This window comes from Bradyrhizobium sp. AZCC 2289, assembly GCF_036924615.1.
In the GTDB taxonomy this organism is placed as follows: Bacteria; Pseudomonadota; Alphaproteobacteria; order Rhizobiales; family Xanthobacteraceae; genus Bradyrhizobium.
On sequence record NZ_JAZHRY010000001.1, the window covers coordinates 307,260 to 321,715 of the forward strand.

Here is a 14,456-nt window from a genome sequence, read left to right on the forward strand (position 1 = left end):
CGACACGCGCCACGAAATCGTTGAGAGCCTGCGCTGGCTCCGGCGTCGCGTCCACCGTCGCTACATGAAAAAGGGAGGACGGGTGGTCATGGGAGATCACGCACAGATTCTCAGAAAGTGGCGGCTACTTAGCCCCTACTTGAATCGACGTCAGCGAAGTTTATGGGCTGCTGCAGAAGCAGAAGCGATCGGTTACCGCGGGTGTGTGCTGCTCTCCCGAGTAACCGGCCTCTCGGTTCAGACTATCGCGACACGGAGAATTAGACTCAGAGGGACGAGTTCGGCTGCTGCGGGAAGCCTCGTGCATCATCAGAGACTTGGTCGCGTGGGCAGAAAGCTGGTCGAGCAAAAGGACCCCAATATTGCTCCCGCGCTTGACCGACTGCTCTCCGATGAAGTTGCTGGCGATCCGATGGGTCGACAAAAATGGATACGCAGCAGCATTCGAAATCTCAGCAAGAAACTGAAAGAGCAGGGTCACAAAGTCGGCCACGGCACCGTTGCGCGATTGCTGCGCAGGATGGGCTATTCGTTACAGGTCAACAAGAAGAAGCAGGCGGGAGCCGAGCACCCCGAACGTGACGAGCAGTTTAGGTATATCGCCGCCCTCAAGGCACAGTTCCTTCGCGAGGGACTCCCCGTGATCAGCATCGACACAAAAAAGAAGGAACTGATCGGAAACTACAGACGAGAGGGAAAGACTTGGCGCCGCAAGCCGATAGAGACCGACTCTTTCTTCGCGGGTTATGCCAAGTGTGTAGCGATTCCCTTTGGGATTTACGACATCGCTCAAAATGCTGGATATGTTGCAGCCGGAACATCGGCCAATACCGCTGAGTTCGCGGTCAACTGTCTAGTAAACTGGTGGAAACGTTATGGCCGATCAGGATATCCAAACGCCGACCGGGTGCTGATTCTTGCCGACGGAGGTGGCGGCAACGGATACAATCTTCGGACATGGAAAAAAGACCTGCAAGACAATCTGTGTGACGCTTTCGGGTTGACAGTTACGCTGAGCCATTATCCTCCAGCGTGTTCAAAATGGAATCCGGTAGAATATCGGCTCTTCAGCCACATCAGCATGAACTGGGCGGGCCAGCCCCTTCTCGACCTCGATATGATGCTCGCATTCATCAGGGGCACGACGACAACCACCGGCCTCAAAGTGGAAGCTTATCTTGATCACGGAATCTACCGAAAGGGTCGCAAAGTTACAGATCGGCAACTGAAGGAACTCGCGTTGTCTGCGCACGAAATTTGTCCGCGTTGGAATTACACGGTGTTCGCGCCTGATGACGGTGCCCGGCATCGGGCCGATCATTTCGAGCGCCATGGTGGCCGCGATCGGCACTGGAGACGTATTCTCCAAAGGCCGCGACTTCGGCGCCTGGCTCGGACTGGTGCCCAAGCAGATCTCGACGGGAGACCGCACGATCCTCGGCAAAATCTCCAGGCGCGGCAATCGCTACCTGCGCGTTCTGTTCGTGCAGGCGGCATGGGTTGTGCTGGTCAGGATAAAGGACTGGGAACGTTACGGGCTCAAATCCTGGATCGAAGCCGCCAAGAGGCGGTTGCACCACAACGCGCTCGCGATCGCGCTCGCCAACAAGCTTGCCCGGATCGCCTGGGCGGTGCTGGTCAAACGCATGCGATTGATCCTATTTTACGATCAATCATATTGTAAAATACCGTTTATATAATCAATTATAACCTCCTAGCTTTCGTTATGAGGACAGCGAAGGAGCGCGATGTGGCGACGCAAGGCCAACGACTGGTGTACGAGTCGGGTAAGTGGGAGATCGATCTTGCTCGCCGTGAACTGCGGGCCCGTGGAGCTCCCGTCCCGATCGGCAGTCGCGCGTTCGACATCATCGAAGTTCTGGTTCGCTCGGCCGGCGGGCTCGTCACCAAGCACGATCTCGCGAGTCGCGTATGGCCGGGCGCGATTGTCGAGGACAATGCACTTCAGTTTCACATATCGGCAATTCGCAAGGCGCTCGGCCCGGATCGTGAACTCCTGAGGACGGCGTCCGGGCGTGGCTATCGCCTGCTCGGTGATTGGACATTCCGGCAGGAGAGCACGTCACCAATTGGTTCGATCGACCTCGAACCGGTGCAGATCGCCGCCGAGCCGTTTCAGACCAATTTGCCTGCGGCAGCATCCGAGCTGGTCGGCCGAACCACGGCGGTGCGGCATCTGCGCGATCTTCTGTCCGCCTACCGGCTAGTCACGCTGACCGGACCCGGGGGCATCGGAAAGACCAGGCTTGCATTAGAGGTGGCCCGCGGCTTGTTTCCGAGCTTCCAGGGTGACGTCCGGCTGGTCGAGCTGGCCTCGCTGTCGGATCCTGGTCTCGTGCCCTCCGCCGTGGCGGGGGGCGTCGGCCTGAAGCTCGGTGGCGACCAGATATCCGCCGAGTCCGTCGCTCGGGCGATCGGAGCACAGAAGCTTCTGCTGGTTCTCGACAATTGCGAGCACGTGATCGACGCAGCAGCCAGGTTGGCGGAAACTGTCATACGCATGTGCCCACGAACGACCATTCTGGCCACAAGCCGGGAGATCCTGAACATCGAGGGCGAGCACGTTTACCGCGTTCCGCCGTTGAATGTGCCGCCCCAGCATGAGGAAGCCGCAAACATATCCGCTCACAGCGCGGTGCAGCTTTTCATCGCCACGACCAGGGCGGCGCAGTCGGATTTCTCGCCGCATGGCGACGACCTTGCGACGATCGCGGCGATCTGTCGGCGCCTCGACGGCATCCCGCTGGCCATCGATTTTGCGGCCACCCGCGTCGCCTCGCTCGGACTGCACCAAGTCGCTGCAGGCCTGGATGATCGCCTGCAAATGTTGACCGGCGGCCGCCGGACGGCATTATAATTTCGTCCCGGAGACCAACCGTATCCATGTCCACATGGGTCGGCTGCGTTCAAAGATCGACGGACCGAACGAAGTCCCTATGATTCGCAATGTCCGCGGCGAGGGATTCGTTCTCAGCGCGAAGTTGCGAGCCAACTCCAACTTTACGCAAAGGAGAACTTCCATGAATAGCCAAAACGATCTTCGGCCAAGGTATCCAATGAATCGACGGAGATTCGTGAACACGGTGGCTGCGGGGGCGGCAAGCACTCTTTTCCAGGGCAACGCCGCCGCTGCGCAGTCCGCGCCGAAGGCCCGAAACGTCGTCCTTGTGCACGGGCTGTTCGCCGACGGGTCAAGCTGGTCCGAGGTGATTGCACGATTGCAGGCAGCCGGGCTCAATGCCACAGCCGTGCAAAACCCACTGACAACGCTGCCTGAAGCGGTAGCCTCGGCCGAGCGCGTGCTGGCGCGACTGGATGGTCCGACCGTCCTGGTCGGGCATTCCTTCTCCGGAATGATCGTGACAGAGGCCGGTATGCATCCGAACGTGTCGGCTCTTGTCTATGTGGCGGCGCGAGCGCCGGATGCGGGCGAGGATTACGCGGCGTTGGCCAAGACATTTCCGACGCCACCGGCGTCCGCCGGGATTGTCTTCGACGGCGATGAAGGACGCCTCAGCGAGGAGGCCTTCCTGCGGGATTTCGCGGGCGATTTGCCCGCGGGAAAGGCAAAGGTGCTCTATGCGGTCCAGGAGCCGTTCCACAAGGCTCTGCTCTCGGGTAAGACGACGCATGCGGCCTGGCGGTCGAAGCCGAGTTTCTATGCGGTTTCGACGGAAGACCGGACGATCAATCCCGATCTCGAACGCTTCATGGCCAAGCGCATGGGCGCCAAGACCATCGAAGTGAAGGCGAGTCACCTGTCGCTGATATCCCAACCGGACGAGATCACCCGGTTGATCCTGGAAGCCGCCGGACAGCCCGCTTAGCAGGTGTGCGTCCTCGTGCACGGGCTGTTCGCTGATGAGTTGCGGCGAACTATCTAAACCGCGATACTACTTTAGATTACAATTGTCATAGAACGCAACTAGCAACAATGGAGAACAGACATGCTCACGCTCGACCGCCGGACGCTCCTGCGTGCCGGCTCTGCCGCCGTCGGGGCCGCCGCACTCGCCCCCACCGCCCTCGCCCTCGCCCGTGCGCCCCAGGCGGGCAAGCAGGCGCAGCCCGGCTTCTACCGCTTCAAGCTCGGCACCATCGAGATCACCGTCGTCAGCGACGGCACGCTCGCGTTCCCGGCCGAAACGCTGTGGGGCGATCGGGCCGAGGACGCAAGAGGCCTGCTCACATCCACGTTCCAGCCGTCTAGCCCGGTGGGGCTGCAAATCAACACTATCCTTGTCAACACCGGCGACAAGCTGGTGTTGATCGACGCGGGCTGCGGCGTCGACAAGTTCCAGAACACGAACGGCAGGTTGCTTGGCAATCTCGCCAGCGCGGGCTACGCCCCGGGCGATATCGACATGATCCTGTTCACTCACTGCCATTTCGACCACCTGTGGGGTATCAGTGACGGCAAGAACGCGTCGCTGCTGTTTCCCTCGGCCGAATTCGTCGCCAGCGAGACCGAGGTCGCCTTCTGGAGCGCCCCCGATCTGGTCGGCAAAGTGTCCGCCAAGCAGCAGCCGCTGGTTACCCAGGCGAATCTGAAATTGGCCAGCCCCCGCCTGCGCCTGATCAAGGCCGGAGCGGAGGTGGCGCCGGGCGTGACCACCTTCGACACCGCCGGTCACACGCCAGGCCACATGTCGGTGCATATCAGTTCCGGCAGGGAAGAAATGCTCCTCACCGGCGACGTCGTAGTCGACACGGCGATCGGCTTCCAGCATCCGGAGTGGGCGTTCGGGTTCGACCTAGACGTGCCACAAGCAACAAAGGCGCGCATGGCCTTCCTCGACCGCGCAGCAGCCGACAAGACGCTGGTCGGTAGCTACCATCTACCCTTTCCTGGCTTCGGGCACGTAGTACGCGAGGCGAGCGGCTACCGCTGGCTGCCGGCGGATTGGCAGTGGACGACCTGACCACCACGCCGGGCGGGGGCGGTGTGCCTCTCAAATTGCAGGATGGCACCTAAGGCGCGCGCACTCAGCGCATCAACGCAATTGGTACATCCTAAACCGTGGAGACTGGAGATGCCGTTTGTAACCTTCACCGTCCGGCGCGGCCTCAGCGCCGCCGACAAGTCCCGCTTATCGGAGGCAATGTTAGAAGCCCAGGTGGCCGCCGGCTATCACCGAGCCGACCGCTTTCACCGCTTTCTTGAGGCCGACCAGGATGACCTTCTGGTAGATCCCCGCTTCCCCGACTACGCAACGGACAGAACCGATCGGTTCATGGTCGTTGAGGTAGTCATCTCCAGCGGGAGGCCGACAGGAACCGCCGCCACCATTGCGGACGAAGCGGTCAGACTGTTCGGCGAGCGCCTACACCTCGCGCCTCAGGACATCCTATTCGTCTTCCACGAGGTGGAACCGAACCTCCCGCGCTTTCCTGCTGCGTTGATCAGGCGAGAGGCGACCGCGGATGCCTAAGCCGTCGAAGCGGGACCAGCTCGTGGAGGCAACGAAAGAGCATTGGGCGAGGCACTAGCAAGAAACGAGCCGGTCGTGATGCTTGTTTGGAAGCCAACGCCGAAATGGCGTCGCTAGCCGGTTATGCAGGAGTTTGATGAGATGTCGGATGATCCGTCAGGAGAAACCACTAGCAAACGGCCATTGACGACCGCAGGGGTGGTCATCCGGTTGGGTGCAATTGGCGTAGCCGTGCTCTGCGTCGCCGGCGCATTCGCTTACACGGGGGGCTGGCTTTCGCCTCGCCGGCTGACTGAGGACCGGATGTTGGCGGCTTTCACGGACGCTGAAGGTCTGCACCCCGGGTTTCGCCGGAATCACGCGAAAGGCGTCTGCGTCAGCGGGTGGTTCGACGCCAACGGACAGGCAGTCTCGTTTTCCACGGCCACCGTGTTCAAGCCGGGCCGCACAGCCATCGTCGGCCGTTTCGGCCTCTCCGGCGCCAACCCGTTCCAGGCCGATCAGCCAGCAATCGTGCGCAGCATGGCCGTTAAGTTCCTGCTGCCCGGGGCCGGGGAATGGCGGATTGCGATGAACAACGAGGCAGTGTTTGGTGTGAACTCCGCGCAAGGTTTCCGCGACCAGGTCCTCGCCTCCATCCCTGACCCGGCCACCGGAAAGCCTGATCCCGCCAAGGTCAAGGCGTTCATGGCTGCCCACCCCGAGACCGTTCGGGCCATGGCGGTCATCAAGCAAAGCCCGCCGTCCCAGGGCTTCGCCGATTCAACTTTCAACAGTCTCAACGCCTTCCGTCTCGTCAACGCGGCCGGTGCGTCCATTCCGGTTCGCTGGGCCACAGTGCCGATGCAGCCGTTCGCGGCAGAGTCTGCGGCGCGGTCGGCATCGAACGACGAGAACTATCTCTTCGACGACCTAATCCAGCAGATTCACCAGCATCCGTTGCGATGGCGCCTGATGATTACCATTGGCCAACCTGGAGACCCCACCGACGACGCGACGTTGCCCTGGCCTGCCGATCGGCAGCAAATCAACGCCGGCACTGTGACAATTGACGAGGTGTCGAGTGAAGACACAGGGCCCTGCGCCTACGTCAATTACGACCCGCTGGTGTTGCCGTCCGGCATCGCGCCATCCGACGACCCGCTGCTAAGTGCTCGATCGGCGGCCTATTCGCGCTCCTTCACTCTTCGTGCCGGCGAGGAGGCGGAAAAGCCCCCGAGTGCGATCACGCGGCAGGACGTACAGGCAGGAGGCAAGTCATGACTGCATACGCGGCGCGCTTCCCGATCCTGTCGCGGCTCTTGCACTGGCTGATGGCAGCGATGATCCTGGCGATGCTGTTCATCGGCATCGGCATGGTTGCCACGGTCTCCAAACGCTACGAGCTTCTGGTCTCGATCCACAGGCCGCTTGGGATCGCCATCCTCATCCTGGTAGTCGTCCGCCTAGTAAATCGTTGCCTCAATCCGCCGCCAGCGCTGCCCGACACGGTCCCGCCCGTCCAGCGCTGGGCGGCCAAGGCCTCCCACATCGTGCTTTACGCCTCGATGGTCGCGATGCCGTTAGTCGGCTGGGGAATGCTTTCGGCTGAACGTTACCCGATCGTCCTCTACGGGCCGCTTCAGCTACCCTCGATCCTGCCACACAACGTCGCGCTGTATGCGTGGTTGCGATCCCTGCACACCTATCTCGCTTATTTGCTCTTCTTCACGTTCCTCGCCCATTTCGGTGCAGCCCTTTTCCACGGCCTGATCCGCCGCGATGGAGTGTTCGAGAGTATGGCGTCATGGCGTAGCAGGGCATCGAAATGAGGCAAATCCATCGTGGGATCCGCATACCCCTTGCACGGATCAGCGGTTGGAGGCTGCACCATGGCGATACGATCGCGGCATGACCGCGGAAGAAAGCCACTAGAATAAGAGAGATCAGGAATGAAGATCTGGAACGCACAAAAGACTACCCTGGCGGAGCGCCTCGCCGATGGACGCAGGTACGCTTCGGGCAAGACTATCGAAGTCGTGGATCTGCCGAATTTCCTTGAAGCGGTGATTCGGCCCGCCGACCGCGTCTGTCTGGAGGGCGACAACCAGAAACAAGCGGACGTCCTCGCCGCGGCGCTCGCCGACGTCGATCCCGCCAAGATCCACGATCTTCATATGGTCCAGTCAGGTGTCGTGCTGCCCGAGCATCTCGATGTATTCGAGAAGGGCATCGCGCGCAGGCTCGATTATTCCTATTCCGGTCCGCAGGCAGCCCGCGTCGCGCGGTTGCTATTCGGCGGCAAAATTGAACTGGGAGCTGTTCATACATATCTAGAACTATTTGCCCGCTACTTCGTCGATCTGACGCCGAACGTTGCGCTGATCGCAGCGGTCTGCGCGGATAGGGACGGTAATCTCTATACCGGCCCCAACACCGAAGACACGCCGACGGTCGTTGAGGCGACGACCTTCAAGAGCGGCATCGTTGTGGCGCAGGTGGCGGAGATCGTCGACAGGTTGCCCCGCGTCGACATTCCGGGCGATCAGGTGCATTTCGTCGTCGAGGCGAAAAAACCCTTCTATGTCGAGCCGCTGTTCACGCGCGATCCGGCGGCGATCACTGAAGCTCAAGTCCTTACGGCGATGCTTGCCATCAAGGGGCTGTATGCGCCCTATGGCATACGCCGACTAAATCACGGCATCGGCTTCAGCACCGCCGCGATCGAGCTGCTCCTGCCAACCTATGGCGAGAAGCTCGGTCTGAAGGGGAGCGTCTGCACCCACTGGGCACTCAATCCGCACCCCGCGCTAATCCCGGCGATTGAGTCCGGCTGGGTGGAGCAGATCCACTCTTTCGGTTCGGAAGTGGGGATGGACGACTACATCCGCGCCCGATCGGACATCTACTTCACTGGCCCCGATGGCTCGCTGCGTTCGAACCGCGCCTTCTGCCAGGTTGCCGGGCTCTACGCCTGCGACATGTTCATCGGCTCCACCCTGCAGATCGACCTGCAGGGGAATTCCTCCACCGTGACCACCTCGCGCGTTGCTGGCTTCGGCGGGGCGCCGAATATGGGCTCTGATGCTCGGGGACGCCGCCATCCGAGCGCGCCCTGGCTGCAGGCGGGCAAGGAGGCCGACCCCGACGGCCCGCCACCCCTGCGGCGGGGCCGCAAGCTGGTCGTGCAGATCGGCGAGACCTTCGGCGACAAGAACATCCCACTGTTCGTCGAGAAGCTCGACGCCCTGACGCTTGCCGAGAAACTGAATCTCGAACTCGCTCCTCTGATGATCTACGCCGACGACGTCACCCACATCGTCACGGAGGAGGGAATCGCCAATCTCCTGCTTTGCCGCGACAAAGATGAGCGCGAGCAGGCGATCCGTAGCGTGGCGGGCTACACCGATGTCGGCCGCGGCCGGGATGAGAAGATGGTTCGGCGCCTGCGAGAGCGGGGCGTCATCCGTCGGCCGGAAGACCTCGGCATCGATCCGCTCGATGCGGACAGGAGTCTGTTAGCGGCGCGTTCTATCAAGGATCTCGTCCGATGGTCCGGTGGCCTCTATGCGCCGCCCTCCAAATTCCGCAACTGGTGAGAAGGAAGCTGCGATGGAAACCCTGAGCTATCGCCACAAGGCGCAAGAGCGCGCCGCTGGCTCCAAATCATTGGCCATCATCGGCGTCGTCGCCTCCGGAAATCTGGAAGTCCTGGTTGAGCGGTCGTTGCCCGATACGGAATGCCAGGTCGACATCAACACCGCGGCTGAGGGCTTCGGTGCGGTGTGGGAAGCGGTCGTTGCCGACTTCGTCGAGCGTCGCTCACCCGGCGGCTTGAGGCTCTCCGTCAACGATGGGGGTGCGCGTCCAGATACGGTCGCCCTGCGACTGGCACAGGCCGTCCGCCTGATCGAGGAGGAAGATCGATGAACGCTCGAAAATTGGAGGCGCCGGATGTGTCGCGCGTCGCAAACAGCAAGACCGGGAGCTGGTACGAGGCATCCGCACGCCAGCGGGTCCGATTGATGCTCGACGCCGGCAGCTTCCAAGAGTTCATCGGCCCGGAGCAGCGTGAACAGAGTCCGCATTTGCGGGTGTTCGATCTTCCAACGCAGTTCGACGATGGCATCGTCGTCGGGCGCGGCAGGATTGCTGGCACGCCTATATCCTTGCTGCTCAGGAGGGGCGCTTCATGGGCGGCGCCTTCGGCGAGGTTCACGGCGCCAAGCTGACAGGCCTTCTACGCGCCGCGCGGGACACCAAGTCGGTGCCGGTGCTGATTCTGTTCGACACCGGCGGGGTGCGCCTGCAGGAAGCCAATGCCGGTGAACTGGCTATCGCCGAGATCATGCGCGCGCTCATCGAGGCTCGGATGGCGGGTGTGAAGATTGTCGGTCTGATTGGTGGCCGGGCAGGCTGCTACGGCGGTGGCGGATTGATTGCTGGCTGTTGCTCGGCGCTTGCCGTGTCCGAACAGGGCCGCATCAGTGTCTCCGGTCCCGAGGTCATCGAGACCAATCGCGGAGTTGAGGAGTTCGACTCCAGGGATCGCGCGCTGGTGTGGCGCACGATGGGTGGCAAACACCGGCGGTTGCTAGGCGGCGCCGAGGCTTTCGTCGACGACACGATACAGAGCTTCCGTAACATCACGCTGCATTTGATCGGGTCTGTACCGGGCTTCGGCTTGGACGTTCTGAAAGCCGAGCAGGCTCGCCTGGAGGAACGCCTCCAACGCTTCGGCACCTGTGCCGACGCCATGGATATCTGGAGGGCCGAAGACATCTTCGACGCGGAAGCCGTTCCGATCATGTCTTCCTCGGACTTTGTCGATCTTGCCAATAGAGGTGGGGACCCACGCTATGACGCTCGATGACATTCTCGCCTCATTGTTTCCGCAAGGCCACGACGTCAGGAACTACGACGGTGTGTTGCTGGGTTCGGGGTCGTTGAAGACCGGTGGCCGCGCGGTGGTGATCGGCATCGCCCATCGAACCGCGGTCGGCGTGGACGAGGCGATCCGTCTGTCGCGCCACGTGCTGAATGCGACGGAGCGTGGCGGCACTGGTCCCATTCTAGTGCTGGTAGATAGTGACAGCCAGCGGATGAGCAAACGCGACGAGCTTCTAGGACTGAATGAATTTTTGGCTCATCTCGCCAAGTGCCTGATCTACGCCGACATGCAGGGCTGCCAAACCGTGGGCCTGCTTTACGGTCACAGCGCCGCCGGCGCTTTCCTCGCGACGGCATTGGCGACCCGGGTCCTTGTGGCGCTACCCGGGGCCGAGCCAGAGGTTATGGACCTGCCCTCGATGTCCAAGGTGACAAAGCTCTCTATCGACGTCCTCAAGGAGAAGGCCAAGTCCACGCCAGTTTTCGCCCCGGGGTTGGACAACCTGGCTCAGACCGGCGCGGTGCTTTCCACCTGGGACGAGAAAACCTCACTGGCAGAGCAGCTTCAGACGCTGCTCGGCAGCGATCAGGATGGTGGCGATCGGCGCGACCGTCTCGGCAAGACTCGTAGGGGACGCCCGAAGGCGGCTGATATCGCGGAGCGTGTGCATGATCTCGCACTCCAATCAAAATAATCGGAGGCCACGCCGCCACGATCTCATCTTCGTGTCGCCGGTGGCGTGGCGCTCGTTGCTTAAGACGCGAGACGATCTTGCCGGAGAGCCGCTGGTCATCGAGTGGGTCGATCGGGGCTGGCCTCTCGTCGCACGGCGCACCCTGCCCGGCGAGGCGGACGGGCTGCCATTGGGTTTACCTTTGCCACCATTCGCCGGCAAACGACGGCTTTCGGTTCTCATCCAGCCTGAAGATATCGTTTCGACAGCACCGCCGCCCGGGTTGAGCGCCGCCATCAGCGTGGCACCGAATCGGTGGCAGCACACACTCGGCGCAGTGGTGAGCCTGGCTTCCCGGTATGGCGTGGAGGCGCGAATCTTCGGCAGTCTGGCGTGGTGCACACTCACAGGATTGGACTACCTGACTGACACTTCGGACCTCGATCTTCTCCTGCCGATCCATTGTGGCAGCGATCTTGTAGGGCTGACTGCAGATCTTGCTGCAATCGAAGCTACGGCGCCTATGCGCCTGGACGGCGAATTAGTGCGCGATGACGGTGCGGGCGTGAATTGGCGCGAACTCCACACTGGCGCGCGCGAGTTGCTGGTCAAGACCACCGATGGCGTCGCCTTGCTCGACGCGAACCTCTTCCTCAGCAATGGGATCCAGTCATGACAGTCGCTCTAGCACGACACTCACACCAGAGCGGCCCGTCCGAGGCGAGGTTTGCGAACGTTTATGAGGCAGAGGCCATCGCCGCCATTGCCGTCCGGTGCCTTCTGCGCGAGTTGGAGACTTGGCCCAAGCCCGGGCTTGTCAGCCATGTCGACTCCGGCAGCCATTCGGATATGAATTTTGGCACATTCCAGCGCAGCGTCGCCGCGATCAAGCCCTATCTACACGCCCTGACAGAAGCTGGTGCCAAGGGTCGTGGCATGGGGCGTCTCAGGATCATCGGTCTTGAAGCCGAAGCTGCGATGTTTGCCGCGACCGGGGGTATCAACACACACCGGGGTGCCATCTTCGGATTGGGTTTGCTTTGCGCGGCTGCCGGCGCCAAGGCAGGCGGGCTGGCCGATCCCACGATGCCGCTCGGCGATGTGGTGGTGAGGCTGTGGGGCAGGAATATCTTGGATGGGCCTGTGCAGCTGCACAGCCATGGTGGCGAGGCACGCCGACACTATGGAGCTGGCGGTGCGCGAGCAGAGGCCGCTCAAGGTTTTCTGAGCGTCTATGAGGTCGGTTTGCCCGCCCTACAATGGGGCGCCCTGATCGCACCAGGCGACACCGAAGCAGCCCGCGTACAGGCCTGTTTCGCGTTGATCGCCTCTCTTGAGGACACCAACCTTCTGCACCGGGGCGGCATGTCCGGCCTCCGCTATGCCCAGTGCGCCGCCCGCGTTTTTCTTGATGATGGCGGCGTGGGTACACGCAACTGGCGCGAGCGGGCTAACGTCGTGCACCAGTCGTTCGTCACACGCCGGCTCAGTCCGGGCGGGTCGGCAGACCTTCTCGCGATGACACTCTTCATCCAGGCCTGCGAAGCAGAGTTCTTCTCATGCCGCAGGTGATCTTCACGGTGCTTGCGCCCATTTTCTTCGTCATGGCGCTCGGCTATGTCGCCGGGCGAATGCGCACCATCGACAACCATCATGTAGGAGAAATCAACGCCCTCGTCATGGATTTTGCGCTGCCGGCCTCTCTGTTCGCGTCGACCGGCTCTGCCCCGCGCGGAGAGATGATGGCGCAAGGGCCGCTCTTCGCAATCCTCGGTGCGGTCATGCTGATTATCTATCTGCTCTGGTACCTCTTCGAGCGTAAGGCCTCGAGAAGATCCAGAGGTGAAGCTACGCTACAAGCCCTGACGGTGGCAGTTCCGAACTATGCTGGGATCGGGCTGCCTATCACGAGTACGGTCCTTGGCCCAACCGCGACCGTGTCCGTCGCGGTCGCTCTCGCGGCGGGTTCGATCCTGGTGATCCCGTTCACACTAATGCTGCTCGAACTGTCCGTTGGCAAGGGACAGAGCGATGCCGAGACCTCTGCAGCACGGGTGCGCCGGGCTCTGCGGCACGCGTTGACTACGCCCGTCGTCCTAGCCCCCGCGCTGGGGATACTGCTCTCGCTGTCCGGATTCAATTTGGGTACCGTCGCGGGAGCCTCTCTCGATCTTATCGGACAGACGGCGGGCGGCGTGGCGCTGTTCCTGACGGGCCTGATCTTGTCGGCCCAGTCGCTCCGCCTGGACCGGCAGGTCGTAGCCGCGACCGGGACGGCCAACGTGGTCCGGCCCCTGCTGGTCGCCGCGATCGTTCATGTGCTTCCGATCCCCTCAGAGATTGCCAAGGTATCCATTCTACTGGCGGCTGCGCCGTCGGGTTTCTTCGGCATCTTGTTCGGGGTGAACTATCGGTTGGACTCGGCCCCAGTAGGCTCCACGGTGATCGCGAGCACCGTGTTCAGTATTGTCACGCTCGCAATCACCATCGCGGTGCTCTTTCCCTAATGAGGTGCTGTCGATGACACTTGCCGTCTTATGCTCCGGACAGGGGCCACAGCGGTCCAATATGTTTGCCTTGACCGGCGACGCACCGGAAGCCGCGAACCTCTTTGCTCATGCGGCGACCCTACTCGGCGGACGCGACCCACGCGAAATGGTTCAAGCCGATCCCGATGACACTCTGCACCAGAACCGCGTCGGACAAATTCTCTGTACGTTGCAGGCGCTGGCTGCGACGGCGACCCTCCGCGATGCTTGGCCTCGCAGGCTGATCATTGCAGGATACAGCGTGGGCGAAGTGGCGGCCTGGAGTGTCGCGGGCTTGATGGACGCCACGATGACCCTCGACCTTGTATCGCGACGTGCCAACGCCATGGACGCACCCCGCAGGCCCGGAGACGGCTTGCTGTTCGTCCGCGGCTTGTCTTATGGCGCTGTCGAAGATCTGTGCAATCGCCACGATGCAGCGATCGCCATCGTCAATCCCGGTGACGCCTTCGTTCTCGGCGGCCCCGGTGTAGCGCTGGACATCATAGCTGATGTCGCAAAAAGGATGGGCGCCGCACGCGCCGTTCGGTTAGCGGTGAACGTGGCCTCTCACACCCCGGGCCTGGCGGCGGTCTCGTCGGAGTTCCGCAAAATTTTAGACCAAACTCCGACGAAACTTGCGCCGGACTCGAATGTGCGTCTCTTTAGCGGGATCGATGGTTCTCCTGTTGTCAACATCTCAGCCGGCTTGAACAAGCTGGCCAAACAGATCTCCCACACGGTCCAGTGGGCGCACTGCCTGGAAGGCTGCGTGGAAGCAGGAGCGAGCGTTTTCTTCGAACTCGGCCCTGGCCGGGCACTCAACGAAATGGCCGCCGGCGCTTATCCCGATATCTCGGCTCGTAGCCTGGAAGACTTCAGAACGCTACAAGGCGCGCGTGCGTGGCTCGCGCGCGTCGTCAACTGAACTA

12 protein-coding genes and 4 pseudogenes are annotated in these 14,456 nt (G+C 61.8%); all 16 read left to right on the forward strand.

Translation table 11 applies throughout. The features are described 5' to 3' along the window. Positions 1-88: 88 nt before the first annotated feature. Positions 89-1,225, forward strand: a pseudogene (locus tag V1289_RS01625) (ISAzo13 family transposase); the annotation flags it as partial. A 55-nt stretch (positions 1,226-1,280) separates the two neighbouring features. Then, positions 1,281-1,700 (forward strand): annotated as a pseudogene (locus V1289_RS01630) (transposase); the annotation flags it as partial. 26 nt (positions 1,701-1,726) lie between these two features. Then, positions 1,727-2,875, forward strand: a pseudogene (locus tag V1289_RS01635) (ATP-binding protein); the annotation flags it as partial. 202 nt (positions 2,876-3,077) lie between these two features. Next, positions 3,078-3,848, forward strand: coding sequence for an alpha/beta fold hydrolase (locus V1289_RS01640; protein WP_334395355.1), 771 nt, complete (start codon positions 3,078-3,080; stop codon positions 3,846-3,848). 120 nt (positions 3,849-3,968) lie between these two features. Continuing rightward, on the forward strand, positions 3,969-4,943 hold the full coding sequence (locus V1289_RS01645; RefSeq protein WP_334395356.1) for an MBL fold metallo-hydrolase: 975 nt from the start codon (positions 3,969-3,971) through the stop codon (positions 4,941-4,943). A 111-nt stretch (positions 4,944-5,054) separates the two neighbouring features. Beyond that, positions 5,055-5,453, forward strand: a complete 399-nt coding sequence (locus tag V1289_RS01650; RefSeq protein WP_334395357.1) for a tautomerase family protein — start codon at positions 5,055-5,057, stop codon at positions 5,451-5,453. Between the two features lie 141 nt (positions 5,454-5,594). Beyond that, positions 5,595-6,716 carry a catalase family peroxidase gene (locus V1289_RS01655; protein ID WP_334395358.1) on the forward strand — a complete coding sequence of 374 codons (1,122 nt, stop codon included), beginning with the start codon at positions 5,595-5,597 and terminating at the stop codon, positions 6,714-6,716. Beyond that, positions 6,713-7,264 (forward strand): cytochrome b, encoded by a 552-nt coding sequence (locus V1289_RS01660; protein ID WP_334395359.1) that lies wholly within the window; start codon positions 6,713-6,715, stop codon positions 7,262-7,264. The genes V1289_RS01655 and V1289_RS01660 overlap by 4 nt, the downstream gene beginning before the upstream one ends. Positions 7,265-7,384: 120 nt before the next feature. Next, on the forward strand, positions 7,385-9,031 hold the full coding sequence (gene mdcA / locus V1289_RS01665; RefSeq protein ID WP_334395360.1) for a malonate decarboxylase subunit alpha: 1,647 nt from the start codon (positions 7,385-7,387) through the stop codon (positions 9,029-9,031). Between the two features lie 13 nt (positions 9,032-9,044). Then, positions 9,045-9,362, forward strand: coding sequence for a malonate decarboxylase acyl carrier protein (gene mdcC, locus V1289_RS01670; RefSeq protein WP_334395361.1), 318 nt, complete (start codon positions 9,045-9,047; stop codon positions 9,360-9,362). Next, positions 9,359-10,305 (forward strand): annotated as a pseudogene (locus V1289_RS01675) (biotin-independent malonate decarboxylase subunit beta). The gene mdcC and the pseudogene V1289_RS01675 overlap by 4 nt, the downstream one beginning before the upstream one ends. Then, complete coding sequence (mdcE, locus tag V1289_RS01680; RefSeq protein WP_334395362.1) at positions 10,292-11,017, forward strand: biotin-independent malonate decarboxylase subunit gamma; 726 nt, start codon at positions 10,292-10,294, stop codon at positions 11,015-11,017. The pseudogene V1289_RS01675 and the gene mdcE overlap by 14 nt, the downstream one beginning before the upstream one ends. After that, positions 10,992-11,672, forward strand: a complete 681-nt coding sequence (mdcG, locus tag V1289_RS01685) for a malonate decarboxylase holo-[acyl-carrier-protein] synthase (RefSeq protein WP_334395363.1) — start codon at positions 10,992-10,994, stop codon at positions 11,670-11,672. The genes mdcE and mdcG overlap by 26 nt, the downstream gene beginning before the upstream one ends. Continuing rightward, positions 11,669-12,568: a triphosphoribosyl-dephospho-CoA synthase MdcB gene (gene mdcB, locus V1289_RS01690; RefSeq protein WP_334395364.1), complete on the forward strand. Its 900-nt coding sequence runs from the start codon at positions 11,669-11,671 to the stop codon at positions 12,566-12,568. The genes mdcG and mdcB overlap by 4 nt, the downstream gene beginning before the upstream one ends. Next, positions 12,556-13,503 (forward strand): AEC family transporter, encoded by a 948-nt coding sequence (locus V1289_RS01695; RefSeq protein ID WP_334395365.1) that lies wholly within the window; start codon positions 12,556-12,558, stop codon positions 13,501-13,503. The genes mdcB and V1289_RS01695 overlap by 13 nt, the downstream gene beginning before the upstream one ends. A gap of 13 nt (positions 13,504-13,516) precedes the next feature. Continuing rightward, entirely contained in the window at positions 13,517-14,452 is a 936-nt protein-coding gene (locus V1289_RS01700) for a malonate decarboxylase subunit epsilon (RefSeq protein WP_334395366.1), read from the forward strand. Positions 14,453-14,456: the final 4 nt, after the last annotated feature.